The organism is Acinetobacter sp. RF15B, assembly GCF_007558235.1.
Taxonomy (GTDB): domain Bacteria; phylum Pseudomonadota; class Gammaproteobacteria; order Pseudomonadales; family Moraxellaceae; genus Acinetobacter; species Acinetobacter lwoffii_C.
Map to the genome: position 1 here is coordinate 1 of NZ_VLSR01000020.1, position 13,172 is coordinate 13,172.

The following is a 13,172-nucleotide window of genomic DNA, read 5'->3' on the forward strand; positions in this document are numbered from 1 at the left end:
TTGTCAGTTGGCCACGAGTCTCGATAGAGCCATATTTTCTCTTCCTTTGATTTCTGAAACGTAAGTTGTGGAAGAGCACACCACCTCTGCTTTTATCCTGCTGTATAAACCTGTATATGGAATGCAGGCTGACTGAAACATGAGAAGCAATCTGTTCGGGGCTCCACTGAAGTTCAAGGTAAGCCATAACTTGTGCCCAAACCTCTCGAGAGATTCTTTTAGGATTAGGACAATGCCGTCTGCGAGCTAATTTATTGGCATGTTTAGCGAAATAACCATTCCTTGCTCTATTGCGTGCTATTTCTCTGGAAATAGTGGAAGGTGAGCGATTTAGCCTCCAGGCGATATAACGCTTAGAAAAACCTTCACGTAACAATGTAGAAATCTGATATCTTTCTTCTTGAGTAAGATGAGTATAGTTCATGATGCAACTTTGACTTTGGTCGGTCTGAAGCAAAATGCTAGATCATCTTGCTTCGTTCCAATAATTTAATCTCTGTTGCACTTCATTTGAGAATCCAAGAAATAAAAAAGACACTCTCAAGGTGTCTTTTTTATAAAAAATGCTTTAGCGTATGATTCCGCGTTTTGATTGCTCCAGAGAGTCAATTAAACGCTGCGCTTCAGGCACTTCTGGTAAAATGTCGCTACGGATTTTTTCAAGCGCTTCCTGAGTGGTCAGACCCGATTTATAAATGAGCTTGAAAGCTTCACGTAAGCCATTGACCACATTCTTGGACCAACCTTTACGACGCATCCCTTCCACATTCATGGCAAATGCATGTGCAGGATTTCCAGACACCATTACATACGCTGGCACATCTTTGAGAATAAGTGAAGCACCGCCAATCATGCTATATGAATCAATTTTGCAGAATTGATGAATTCCGGAGTTACCTCCAACCACAACATAATCACCTACATGCACATGGCCAGCTACACCGACATTATTTGCAAAGATATTATGATCGCCCACCCTACAGTCATGGGCAATATGCGTATTCACCATCAGCAGGTTATGACTACCCACTTTAGTAATGCCCTGATCCTGAACCGTACCACGATGCAAACTGCAATGTTCACGAATCTTGTTGTGATCACCAATTTCTAGCCAGGTTTCTTCACCTGCATATTTGAGATCCTGACAAACTTCGCCCACACTGGCGAACTGAAAAATTTCATTATATTCACCCATACGCGTATAGCCACCCACCACAACATGTGAATGAAGTTTGCTACCCGCGCCAATAGTGACATTCGGTCCAATAATACAATATGGACCAATTTGCACATCAGCAGCAATTACTGCTGATGAGTCAATAATGGCAGTTGGGTGAATAAGGGGATTATTGCTCATGCCTGCTCGACTTTTTGATGCGAAACCATAATTTCCGCGGTTGTTGCGACGACGCCATCTACAGTGGCAATACAATTATATTTGTAAATGCCTCGCTTTTGCATCACTAATTCAGCTTTTAAAACCAATTGATCACCAGCAACCACTTGTTTTTTAAATCTGACCTTCTCAGCGCCAGCAAACAGGAACAAAGAACCTTCACTTGGAACTTCGTTATTCATGACAAAACCCAAAATTCCAGAAATCTGAGCCAATGCTTCAACAATCAGCACGCCCGGCATGATCGGATAATTCGGAAAATGACCTTGCAAAAACTCTTCATTAATCGAGACGTTCTTATAACCAACAATACCATTTTCAGTAATATCGACTACACGATCAACCAGTAAAAATGGATAACGATGGGGCAAATATTCACGAATTTTTTGAATATTCATTGGTAATTCAGGCTTCGTCAATGTAGGCAAATTCGACTCTGTCATCATAATTATTTACGCAACTTTAATGTTGATTCAATGGACTCAATTTGAGATTGCATATGATCCAATCGTTTAACCAACTGGGTCAATGGCACATCTGCTAATTGTCTGAGGCGAACCACTGTGCGTTTCCATTTCTGATTTTCAAACAATCCAATCCCCGAAGAATATTTTCCATCTTCAGAAATATTATTTGTCACCATTGACATTCCAGTCAAAGTCACATTATCAGCAATATTTAAGTGCCCAGAAATTGCGGTACCACCACCAATGATACAGTTTTTGCCAATTGAAACACTTCCTGCAACAGCAGTTTTCGCAGCAATAGCGGTATTGGCACCTATTTTAACGTTATGCGCGATTTGCACAAGGTTATCAATAATAACACCTTGTTCCAGAATCGTATCATCCAAAGCACCACGATCTACACTACAGTTCGACCCAATCCTGACGTCATCAGCGATGCGAACAGAACCTAACTGGGCGATCCTGTGCCATTTCCCTTGGTAAGGCGCAAAACCAAAACCTTCACTACCAATCACCGTATTGGCATGAATACGGACACGGTTACCAATTTTAGCTTCGCCAGTTAGGGTCACATGTGCATCAATAAAACAGTCCTGACCGATTTCCACAGCATCATCAAGATATGTATGTGCTTGAACAATCGTATTTGCACCCACCACACAATGCTCACCAATCACTGCATAGTGACCAATATAGGCATCGTCGGCAATTATTGCTGAAGGATGAATTTGTGCCGTACTTTCAATTCCAGTCATGCTATGTTTTTTTTCAAAAACATGCGTCAGGATGGCAAAAGCCAGATAAGGATTATCCACCACAATAAAGTTTTGCTGTGAAGTGCATTGCTGTTTCAGTTCAGCAGTGACAATGAGCGCACCCGCCTGACTGTGATTGGCCTGCTCTAGATATTTGTCTGCATTAACGAATGCCAAATCTTGTGAGGTTGCATGTTCAAGACTGGCCAAACCTCTCAAATGCAAATCTGCCTGACCTACACACTCGCCTTGAACCAGGCGAGCAAGATCAGCTAACTGAAGCTGTTGATGATTCATTGATTTATTTAATTGCATTAACCTTTTGAATCATTTTATCAGTTAAATCATACTTGGCGTCATAAGTAAGCGTGGAATTTTTATTTAAAACCACATCTAGGTTGTTTTCTTTACGCAATTGCTCTGCAATCTGTTTCACACGTCCATCAAAAACTGTCCGGATTTGCTGAATGGAGCTTTGTACACTGCCTTGAACGGTTTGCTGAAGCTGAGCCAATTCCTGAAGTTTAGCCTGATATTGAGCTGACATTTTCTGCTTTTCAGCATCACTGATTTTGTTATTTGCCTGCGCTCGCTGCTGTAAAGCCTCAAGCTCTTTACTTAACTGGTCAATCTTGGTGGTTTGAGGCTGAATTTTTTGCTGGAATGCAGTATTTTGCTGCTTTAAATAAGTACTATTTTCAACCACACGCTCCAGATCAATTACACCAATCCCGGCTGCTTGAGTCAAAGGCGCGAATGTTGCTAAAACCAGGCTCATTGTCATCATTATTTTGTTCATAGTTTTTACTCTTTCAAAAAATTTGCTCACAAGGCCACAACCTCATGAGCAAATTTTATATTCTTCATGGATAAATAATTTAGAATGTACGTCCAATTTCAAACTGTACATTCTGGGTATCATCACCTGGCTTATCGTTAAGTGGATAAGCATAGCTGAGTGATAATGGGCCAATCATGGTAATCCAGGTAAAGCCTGCACCAACGCTATAGCGCATATTGCCACTATCAAAGCCGAAGTTGTCTTTACAGTATTGTTTTGCATCTACACCAGGATCATCCATTTTACCAGTCAAATACAGCTTACCTGATGGTACATCACACTGAGTATCAAATACTTGAGCACCTTCAGCAAACAGTACTGGACGCACCTGACGTGCCCAATCCCCTTTAAACGGCACAGGCAATACCAACTCAGCACCAAACTGAATTAGCGCATTACCACCCACTTCTTCTGGATCATAATCTCGTTTGTGTGATTCGTTATAAGTTACACCAGGGTATTTAGGTCCAAGCGTACTGTTCTCATAACCACGCACTGAGCCATAACCACCAGCATAGAAGTTCTTATAGAATGGCAGGTCATTACCATAGCCCAGCTTACCGTAACCGCGCAGCACAAAGTCTTTACCCAATGGGAAGAGTGCTTGTGCATCATAAGATACTTTTTGATATTCCACATCACTGCCCGGTAATGCAATTTCTGCATTGACTCGATGTGACATTCCCGTAGTTGGGAAGACTGGACGGTTTAAAGTGTTATATGACCAACCTAGATTTAAATTATAAGTCAGGAATTCTCCACCAAACTCATCATCAAATGAGGTAAAACCAATATCTTGATTATTACCATCTCGGCAAAGACGATCAAAATAACCTTCTGGTGGATTAGAAGGTTTTTCCAGATCAGGATCAGCTGCTAAATCAATCTCCCATTGTGATTTTAGGTTATCGCTCGAACAATACTTACCTTCGCCTTTAGCTTTACCACCATTCGCTAACAAATAATCCCGAACATAGGTCGAGACATAGGGACCAGTCGTGACTTCAGTCTGGTCAATATTCAGGCCCAAACTTACACTTTGGTTTTCATCAATTGGATAACCAAAATTGATCCCACCACCAAAACTGTCAGTCACATAGTTATTGACGTTATAATCATCATCTAGTTTGGTTTTACGATAGTAAAGATTATAACCACGACGTACGCCATCAATGGTGAAATACGGGTCCATCACGCTCAAGTTATAATAATCTTGAGTTTCAGAACGGGACAGGTCTATAGAGACGCTATTCCCTGTACCCAAGAAGTTGGTTTGACTTAAGCCAGCCTGAAAGGTCACACCACCACTTTGCGAGAAACCAACTGCCAGTGTACTGGTTCCCGAATGCTGCTCTTCTACTGCAATATTCAGGTCAACCTGATCAGGTGAACCCGGAATACGTACAGGTTTAACATCTACACTCTTAAAGAAACCGGTGCGTTCCAGACGAACCTTTGACAGATCAATCTTTTCGTTACTGGCCAGTGCCCCTTCCATTTGGCGCATTTCACGACGCAATACTTCGTCTGCGGTCTTGGAGTTACCTGTAAAGTTGATACGTCGTACGGTAATCTGTTGACCTGGATTAATATAATAATTCAAATCAACTTGCTTGGTTTCTTCATTAATCTGAGGAACCACATTCACTTCAGCATAGTAATAGCCAGCATTACCATATTTACGTAGCAACAACTGCTTGACTGCATTTACTTTTTCCTGTGAATACACTTCACTTTCTTTATACAGCTGTAAAGCTTTTAACTCTTCAGGCTGATAAAGCGCATCACCCAAGAACTTGGTTTGGCCAAATTTAAACTGCTCACCTTCATCGACTGAAACTTCAATGAACACATTTTTTTTATCTTCACTCAGGTTCAGGCTGGAGTTGGCGATATTAAAGTTGATGTAACCACGGTTCAGATACATCGCACGCAAGGCTTCCAGACTCGCAGCCATCTTTTCACGTGCATAGCGGTCATTACGCGAAACCACTGAACTCCAACCACTTTCTTTGACCGCAAAAGCCTGCTTAATCTCGGATTCTTTAAATACCGTATTCCCGATGATATTAATATCAAAAACTTTAGCGGCTTTGCCTTCTACAAAATCAATCAGCAATTCAACCCGGTTATTTGGTCGCGCAGTGGTGGTTACCTTAATATCAGCATCATAACGGCCTTGCTGCATATATTGCTGCTCAAGCTCGGATTCCACTGTTTGCAGCGCAGATTTTCTCAGCACCTCACCTTCAGCCAAGCCCATTTTTTTCAGGCCTTCTTCAAGTGCTTCTTTTGGAATCAACTTGTTGCCTTTGAGCTCAATCTTTGAAATAACCGGACGCTCTACCACCTGGAAAACCAGAGTATTTCCCTGCTGAACGGCTTTGATATCATCAAATAACCCTGATGCAAACAGGCTACGAATTGCATTGGCAATCACAGGATCATTCACACGGTCACCACTGTTGACCGGCACCAAGCTATACAGATTTTCAGGAGTTAAACGTACTAATCCATCAAATTTTATATCTTGTACAATGAATTCATCTACTGCATATACTTGTTGTGCTGCTGCCATTGCACTAACGAGTGCCAAAGGCATAAATAAATGTGTGTGCTGCATGCCAGTCTTTTCCGCTGTTAATTTATTTCATTTACGTTCTTATAAACGCATAAAGTCATTAAATAATGCCAGAAGCATCATACTGCCGAGCAGTACCATACCAATTTTAAATCCGACCAATTGTATTTGTTCAGAAACAGGTTTACCACGAATTAATTCAATAAAATAGTAAACCAGATGTCCTCCATCAAGCATTGGAATGGGCAATAAGTTTAATATTCCTAAACTTACACTCATTAGCGCCATAAAGGAAATAAAAGTTTCCCAACCCATTTCTGCACTTTGTCCGGCTACCTTGGCAATGGTAATTGGGCCAGAGAGGTTATCCAAACCGATCATTCCACGGATCATCTTCACAATCGAGTTTACAATCATGGAGGAAAGCTGCGCGGTTTTATCAAAAGCCATGACCAGTGCTTCAGCCGGGTTATAATGAATGGTCTGTTTATATTCTGCGGGAATGGTAATTTTACCCGGATCACCCTGTACACCAAGCATACCAGTGACATTGCCCATATTGTCACGCTTTCCTTGCGGCATAACTTCAAGCTGTACCACCTGTTTATCCCGCAATACTTCTATCTTGAGCAGCTTTTCCGGAGAGGCCTGAACCACTTGCACCACATCGTACCAGTCTTTCATCGAGGTACCATTAATGGCCAAGATACGGTCACCCTCCTGCATCCCTTGACGGATGGCTGCACCATCGGCGGTCAGCTTGGAGACCACTGCTGGAACTTGCGGGCGATAAGGCAAGAAGCCCAGCTCTTCTAAGGGAGATTGAGACTGATCTTTGAGAAAATTCTGAATAGGGAGCTGAAAGGTTTTAGTCTCACCTGACCGCTCAGCCTGAATACTGATATTGCCAGTTTCACCGACACGATCGACCAGCGCATAGCTGAGCTTTTCCCAGGTTTCGACCTTCGTTCCGTCTATCGCAACAATTTTATCTCCTTGCTGCATATGTACAGTAGCGGCAGGCGTATCGGGAATAATCTTGCCGACCCGGGTATTTAGCTGTTCCTGAGCAGGTAAAAACAATACCCAGAAGAGAACCACAGCCAGCACCAGATTGATTAAAGGACCAGCAGCCACAATCGCGATACGCTTCCAGGGATGCTGACGGTTAAAGGCTTTGGGTAAGTCTTCTTCCGCGACATTGCCTTCACGTTCATCCAGCATCTTGACATACCCACCTAAAGGCAAAGCAGAGAGCTGATACTGGATACCTGATTTTTTGGAGGTCCATTTGATCAGAGTCGGGCCAAAACCAATCGAGTAAACCAACACTTTAACGCCCAGTTTACGTGCCACAATGTAGTGACCAAACTCGTGAATCGCAATTAAGGGACCGAGTAACAGGATTGCAGCGGCAATAATAAACAAGGCGTTCATGTCTTAACTTCCTTTATTCACCACAAATTGCTGTGACAAACCTCGTGCAGTCTGATCTGCCTGCAAAATAGTTTCCAGATCATATGCAGGCTGATTATCTATCTGGTTCAGGACACTTTCAACCACCTGAGGAATTTGGGTAAATCTAATCTCTTGATTCAAGAAGGCAGCCACAGCAATCTCATTGGCTGCATTTAAAATCGTCGGTGCAATTCCGCCGCTCTGCATAGCTTGGCGGGCCAGCTTTAATGCAGGAAAACGTTCCACATCCGGCTCCTGAAAATTAAGCTGTGAATGTATAAATAGATCTAATGGTGCGATATGGGTAGTGATTCGCTCAGGCCATGCCAAAGCATGTGCAATTGGCGTTCCCATATCCGGATTGCCCATTTGTGCCAAAGTTGATCCATCTACATATTGCACCATGGAATGAATAATACTCTGTGGATGCACAACGACTGTAACAAATTGTTCTTCAACTGCAAATAAATGGCAGGCTTCGATCAATTCCAGCCCTTTATTCATCAAAGTCGCTGAATCTACCGAAATTTTTTGTCCCATGGACCAGTTAGGATGTTTACAGGCCTGCGCAGGTGTCACCTGCTCAAGCTCTTCCAGACTATGATTTAAAAATGGGCCGCCTGAGGCGGTCAGTAGAATCTGCTGTACGCCGAGTTTCGGCTGGCCATTGCGTTCTGCCTCAAAGTAGTTTTGTGGCAGACACTGGAAAATGGCATTGTGCTCAGAGTCTACAGGTAGCAATAAGGCACCATGCTGACGCGCAGCCTGCATCATGATATCACCGGACATCACCAAAGCTTCTTTATTGGCCAGTAGAACGCGCTTAGCTGCTTTTACTGCTGCCAATGTCGGCAATAAACCTGCTGCACCAACAATTGCCGCCATCACGATATCCACCTCAGGATGTTCGGCAACTGCAATTAAACCGGCTTCATCCTGCAAAATCTCGATATCAGACAATCCCTGCTGCTCAAGCAGATGAGCAAGCTCATCTACCTTTTCAGAAGGCACCACGGCAACTTTGGGGTGATACTGCTGGCAGATTTCAGCCAGTTCAATCATACGACTTTGCGCTGTCACAGCGAAAACCGAGTAAGCTTCAGAGTGCTGCTGCAGAATCTTTAAAGTACTTTGACCAATGGAACCTGTAGCACCCAGTATACAAACAGCTTGTGACATTTATAAATTTACGCCAATAAGTTTTAAGATATAGATACCAGTTGCAAAAATTGGAGCTGCAGCCAGCAAAGAATCAATCCGATCCAGCACACCGCCATGACCGGGCAGAATACGACCAGAATCCTTGATTCCGGCACGACGCTTGATCATGGATTCAAACAGATCACCCAAGACCGAACTAAAGACGGTTACGATAGATAAAATCAGAAATAGGCTGAGTTCGGCCCAAGTCATTTCCAGATATAAGGAAGCCACGGTGATTACGATCAGCATTGAAGTCACAATACCGCCATATAGCCCTTCGACAGACTTGTTCGGGCTGACATTCGGTGCAAGCTTTTTCTTCCCAAATTTACGCCCTACAAAATACGCCCCGCTATCTGCACCCCACACCAGCAGGAATAGGTACATCAACCACCAAGGTGAATTTTGCCAAACCGAAAAGATTGCCGTTACAGCTGCTGAAATTAAAATAATACCAAGACCTTGCAGACTGACATTGTACCAGCCGTCGTAATCAGGATAGGATTTCACCCAGTAGATGCTGAGCAGCCAGGTCATGATCGAAGCAGCCCATAATAATAAGGCAACATCCCAGTAATATAAGGCCAGTGCAGATAAGGCTGCGGTCATCAGACCATAACCCCATCCCACCGGCTTGATTACATTTTTAGATTTTCGCGGCATGAGCTTAAACCACTCATAGCCTGCAACCCCAGCAGCCACAACCATTAAGGCAAACATTGGATAATGTGATTTGGTAGCAAACATGCAGCTAATCACTACGGCTACCAACACCAATGCGGTTATAATCCGCTCAAACATGTTTAGTTCTCAAGTTTTTCCTGACAAATCTGTTCTGATGTTTTGCCGAAACGACGCTCACGCCCACCAAATACAGCCAGCGCATCATCAAATTCTTCTACAGTAAACTCAGGCCATAAAGTTTCAGTAAAATATAGCTCTGCATAAGCCGCCTGCCAGAGCAGGAAATTAGACAGACGGAAATCTCCACCTGTACGAATCAGCAAATCCACAGCAGGCAAATCACCTAAACAGACATATTGACCAAAGACATCAGTATCAATTGCATCAAGATTTAATTTATTTGTTAAAACATCTGCAGCAATCTGCTTCGCAGCGTGTGCCATATCCCACATACCGCCATAACTGATGGCAATGGTAAGTGTCATACTGTTGAAATTAGCAGTCCTTTGTTCAGCATGCAACATTAGTGATTGCAGTTCAGGAGATAAACGCGAGCGATCTCCTATAAAACGCAGTGCAATATTGAACTTTTCCATGCGAGGCAATTGCTCATGAATCGTATCTAGCAGCAGATTCATCAGCAATTCAACTTCATATTGAGGACGATTCCAGTTTTCGCTGGAAAATGCAAAGACAGTCAGCGCCTGAATATTTCTTTTTTTACAATGTTCTACAATCGGATCCAGAACCGTTTTTCCTTCACGGTGTCCATCACCTTTCTGCATCTGATTTTTTTTGGCAAAACGATTGTTGCCATCCATAATGATGGCAACATGTTTTGGAAGATGGGGGTTTTCTTCAGCAGTGGTCATTGATGAATTAAACCTTCATCAATTCAGCTTCTTTCGCAGCCAAGCGTTTATCTACTTCAGCAACAAATTTATCTGTAATTTTCTGGATGTCGTCAGATGCACGGCGCTCATCATCTTCAGAAATCTCTTTCTCTTTTAATAAGGCTTTAATATCACCTAATACATCACGGCGGATGTTGCGGATTGCAACTTTGGCATTTTCAGCTTCGTTACGTGCCACTTTTTGCATGTCACGACGTGTTTCTTCGGTTAAAGCGGCCATAGGTACACGGATTGCATCTGCCGTAATCGGGTTCAGACCCAGGTCTGATTCACGAATCGCTTTATCAATTGCAGATACCATTGAACGCTCAAATGGCTGAACCAGTAAAGTACGCGAGTCTTCAACACCTACGTTAGCAACCTGATTTAATGGCACATCAGAGCCATAGTAAGGAACCATAACACCGTTTAAAATAGATGGATGTGCACGACCTGTACGAACTTTTGCAAAACCATTTTCCAATGAGTCAAGTGACTTGTTCATACGCTCTTCTGCGTCTTTTTTAAGATCGTTAATCATATGATCTTCCTTACTTAATTCTAAAGAGATAAATGCTAAATTAGCGGCTAGTATAAATGGCTTCAGGACTTACGTCATTAATTCGTGACGTGAGTGCCCTCATTTTCACCCATCACAACGGACAATAAAGCACCAGACTTGTTCATATCGAAGACTTGTAGCGGCACATTGTGATCACGGCATAGACAAATAGCGGTCAAATCCATCACACCCAGCTTTTCATCCAGTACCTGATCGAAGGTCAATGTATTGTATTTTACTGCATCTTCATACTTGCTTGGATCTTTATTATAAACACCATCAACTTTAGTGGCTTTAAGAATCAGATTCGCTTCAATTTCAATACCGCGTAAGCAAGCTGCTGTATCAGTGGTAAAGAATGGGTTTCCTGTACCGGCAACAAATACACACACTTCACCGCGTGTCAGGTGACGGATAGCATCACGGCTAGAATAAGATTCTACCACTGTCCCAATTGGTAAAGCTGACAGTAAGCGTGTTTTGATATTACGGCGCACCAAGGCATCACGCAGGGCCAGACCGTTCATTACAGTTGCCAGCATTCCCATTTGATCGCCTGTTACCCGACCGACCAGACCGTCTTTTTGTAGCTGGCTACCACGATACAGGTTACCACCACCGACCACGATACCGACTTGAACACCCAAACCAACCAAATGGGCAATCGATAAAGACATCTGATCCAGGATCTGGGCATCAATCCCCATGTCTTTATTCCCTGCCAGTGCTTCACCAGAAAGCTTTAACAGGATACGACCAAATCGAGGTTTTTTAGAATCCAACATCTTCCAACTCCAAAGTATTCAATTCAAAATATTTTTAATTCAAAATCTTAAGCAGACTTGATCGAAATCAGCTTGGCAAACAGGTCATATTCGTCTGCATCTGTAATTTCAACTTCAAGCACATCACCCGCCTTAATCCTGTTTTTATCAATATCTTCTACAAAGACATTGCCATCAATTTCAGGGGCGTCGGCATAAGAGCGTGCAACGGCAACCGGGAATTCATCTTCCAGGTCATCAACCAGCACAGTCATGGTCTGACCAATACGCTTTTGTAATTTTGCCGCGGAAATTTCCTGCTGTACCTGCATGAAACGCTCATAACGCTCCTGCTTGATTTCTTCCGGCACATGGTCCGGCAAATCATTGGCCGTTGCACCTTCAACCGGTGAATAGGTAAAGCAGCCTACACGGTCCAGCTGCGCTTCTTTGAGCCATTCCAGTAATATCTGGAAGTCTTCTTCAGTTTCACCCGGGAAACCAACCACAAAGGTAGAGCGAATCACCAGCTCCGGACATTTCTCACGCCAGAGTTTTAAGCGCTCCAGTGTGTTTTCACTGTGCGCCGGACGTTTCATCAGCTTTAAAATACGCGGGCTGGCATGCTGGAATGGAATATCCAGATAAGGCAGAATTTTACCTTGGGCCATCAGATCAATGACTGCATCGACGTGCGGATAAGGATAGACATAGTGCAGACGCACCCAGATGCCAAGCTGACCTAAAGCTTCGCACATGTCATAGAATTTGGTTTTAACCGGCTGACCGTTCCAGAAATCCAGCTTATATTTGGTATCGACGCCATAAGCCGAAGTATCTTGAGAGATCACGAGTACTTCTTTAACACCGGCGCGTTTGAGTGCTGCTGCTTCTTCAAGTACGGAACCGACAGGACGAGAGACCAGATCACCACGCATGCTCGGAATAATACAGAAGGTACAACGGTGGTTACACCCTTCCGATATTTTTAAGTATGCATAATGTTTAGGAGTTAAGCGGATACCCTGCTCAGGCACCAGATCAATAAATGGATTGTGTTTTGGTGGTTCAGGCACATATTGATGAACCGCATCCATCACTTCTTCATAGGCTGCTGCACCTGTCACTTTCAGGACATTCGGATGCATTTGACGAATTTTGTCTTCGTCTTTACCCAGACAACCTGTTACGATGACACGTCCATTCGCGCTCATCGCTTCACCGATTGCATCTAAAGACTCTTGTACTGCAGATTCAATAAAACCACAAGTATTTACAACAACTAAATCAGCACCGTCATAATCCGATGCGACATCATAACCTTCAGTCTTTAACTGAGTTAAAATTCGTTCGGAATCTACCAATGCCTTAGGACAACCTAAAGAAACAAAACCGACTTTGGGGGATTTCATGAATCTGCGCTCCACTAGAATGCGCGTATTGTATGACTTTTCTAATCATAAAAATAGTTGAAAAGCTGACTCTTTGCATCACGCACCAAAATAACGCTATAAAATAACCAACACAAATAACAATGCACCAAAATGAATCATTTTTAGTTTACAGGC

General features: G+C 43.1%; 13 protein-coding genes. All 13 read right to left on the minus strand.

The genetic code is table 11. From position 1 onward, the window contains the following. A partial coding sequence (locus E2K74_RS12200; protein ID WP_151207899.1) for a helix-turn-helix domain-containing protein occupies nt 1-424 on the minus strand: 424 nt, incomplete at its 3' end. Nucleotides 425-568: 144 nt separating this feature from the next. Then, complete coding sequence (lpxA, locus tag E2K74_RS12205) at nt 569-1,357, minus strand: acyl-ACP--UDP-N-acetylglucosamine O-acyltransferase (RefSeq protein ID WP_151207901.1); 789 nt, start codon at nt 1,355-1,357, stop codon at nt 569-571. Then, nucleotides 1,354-1,839 carry a 3-hydroxyacyl-ACP dehydratase FabZ gene (gene fabZ / locus E2K74_RS12210; protein ID WP_373688392.1) on the minus strand — a complete coding sequence of 162 codons (486 nt, stop codon included), beginning with the start codon at nt 1,837-1,839 and terminating at the stop codon, nt 1,354-1,356. The genes lpxA and fabZ overlap by 4 nt, the downstream gene beginning before the upstream one ends. Nucleotides 1,840-1,844: 5 nt before the next feature. Next, the gene (gene lpxD, locus E2K74_RS12215) at nt 1,845-2,915 is read right to left on the minus strand and encodes a UDP-3-O-(3-hydroxymyristoyl)glucosamine N-acyltransferase (protein WP_151203801.1); all 1,071 of its coding nucleotides are present in this window, start codon (nt 2,913-2,915) and stop codon (nt 1,845-1,847) included. A 4-nt stretch (nt 2,916-2,919) separates the two neighbouring features. Then, the gene (locus E2K74_RS12220) at nt 2,920-3,417 is read right to left on the minus strand and encodes an OmpH family outer membrane protein (protein ID WP_151207903.1); all 498 of its coding nucleotides are present in this window, start codon (nt 3,415-3,417) and stop codon (nt 2,920-2,922) included. A gap of 79 nt (nt 3,418-3,496) precedes the next feature. Continuing rightward, complete coding sequence (bamA, locus tag E2K74_RS12225; protein WP_151203805.1) at nt 3,497-6,082, minus strand: outer membrane protein assembly factor BamA; 2,586 nt, start codon at nt 6,080-6,082, stop codon at nt 3,497-3,499. A 39-nt stretch (nt 6,083-6,121) separates the two neighbouring features. After that, nucleotides 6,122-7,477 (minus strand): RIP metalloprotease RseP, encoded by a 1,356-nt coding sequence (gene rseP / locus E2K74_RS12230; RefSeq protein ID WP_151207905.1) that lies wholly within the window; start codon nt 7,475-7,477, stop codon nt 6,122-6,124. A gap of 3 nt (nt 7,478-7,480) precedes the next feature. After that, the gene (ispC, locus tag E2K74_RS12235; protein ID WP_151207907.1) at nt 7,481-8,677 is read right to left on the minus strand and encodes a 1-deoxy-D-xylulose-5-phosphate reductoisomerase; all 1,197 of its coding nucleotides are present in this window, start codon (nt 8,675-8,677) and stop codon (nt 7,481-7,483) included. Further along, nucleotides 8,678-9,502, minus strand: coding sequence for a phosphatidate cytidylyltransferase (locus E2K74_RS12240; RefSeq protein ID WP_151207909.1), 825 nt, complete (start codon nt 9,500-9,502; stop codon nt 8,678-8,680). Nucleotides 9,503-9,504: 2 nt separating this feature from the next. Continuing rightward, complete coding sequence (uppS, locus tag E2K74_RS12245) at nt 9,505-10,257, minus strand: polyprenyl diphosphate synthase (RefSeq protein ID WP_151207911.1); 753 nt, start codon at nt 10,255-10,257, stop codon at nt 9,505-9,507. 7 nt (nt 10,258-10,264) lie between these two features. Beyond that, nucleotides 10,265-10,819, minus strand: a complete 555-nt coding sequence (gene frr, locus E2K74_RS12250) for a ribosome recycling factor (RefSeq protein WP_151203815.1) — start codon at nt 10,817-10,819, stop codon at nt 10,265-10,267. Nucleotides 10,820-10,896: 77 nt separating this feature from the next. Beyond that, nucleotides 10,897-11,625: a UMP kinase gene (gene pyrH / locus E2K74_RS12255; protein WP_151203817.1), complete on the minus strand. Its 729-nt coding sequence runs from the start codon at nt 11,623-11,625 to the stop codon at nt 10,897-10,899. Between the two features lie 47 nt (nt 11,626-11,672). Further along, the gene (rimO, locus tag E2K74_RS12260; protein ID WP_151207913.1) at nt 11,673-13,016 is read right to left on the minus strand and encodes a 30S ribosomal protein S12 methylthiotransferase RimO; all 1,344 of its coding nucleotides are present in this window, start codon (nt 13,014-13,016) and stop codon (nt 11,673-11,675) included. Between the last annotated feature and the right edge of the window lie 156 nt (nt 13,017-13,172).

Excerpts from the sequence above, each read along its gene's own strand:
- frr (WP_151203815.1), bottom strand. The coding sequence starts at position 10,819 with ATGATTAACGATCTTAAAAAAGACGCAGAAGAGCGTATGAACAAGTCA.
- lpxD (WP_151203801.1), bottom strand. The coding sequence starts at position 2,915 with ATGAATCATCAACAGCTTCAGTTAGCTGATCTTGCTCGCCTGGTTCAA.
- bamA (WP_151203805.1), bottom strand. The coding sequence starts at position 6,082 with ATGCAGCACACACATTTATTTATGCCTTTGGCACTCGTTAGTGCAATG.
- E2K74_RS12240 (WP_151207909.1), bottom strand. The coding sequence starts at position 9,502 with ATGTTTGAGCGGATTATAACCGCATTGGTGTTGGTAGCCGTAGTGATT.
- E2K74_RS12220 (WP_151207903.1), bottom strand. The coding sequence starts at position 3,417 with ATGAACAAAATAATGATGACAATGAGCCTGGTTTTAGCAACATTCGCG.
- rseP (WP_151207905.1), bottom strand. The coding sequence starts at position 7,477 with ATGAACGCCTTGTTTATTATTGCCGCTGCAATCCTGTTACTCGGTCCC.
- lpxA (WP_151207901.1), bottom strand. The coding sequence starts at position 1,357 with ATGAGCAATAATCCCCTTATTCACCCAACTGCCATTATTGACTCATCA.
- rimO (WP_151207913.1), bottom strand. The coding sequence starts at position 13,016 with ATGAAATCCCCCAAAGTCGGTTTTGTTTCTTTAGGTTGTCCTAAGGCA.
- fabZ (WP_373688392.1), bottom strand. The coding sequence starts at position 1,839 with ATGACAGAGTCGAATTTGCCTACATTGACGAAGCCTGAATTACCAATG.
- pyrH (WP_151203817.1), bottom strand. The coding sequence starts at position 11,625 with ATGTTGGATTCTAAAAAACCTCGATTTGGTCGTATCCTGTTAAAGCTT.
- uppS (WP_151207911.1), bottom strand. The coding sequence starts at position 10,257 with ATGACCACTGCTGAAGAAAACCCCCATCTTCCAAAACATGTTGCCATC.
- ispC (WP_151207907.1), bottom strand. The coding sequence starts at position 8,677 with ATGTCACAAGCTGTTTGTATACTGGGTGCTACAGGTTCCATTGGTCAA.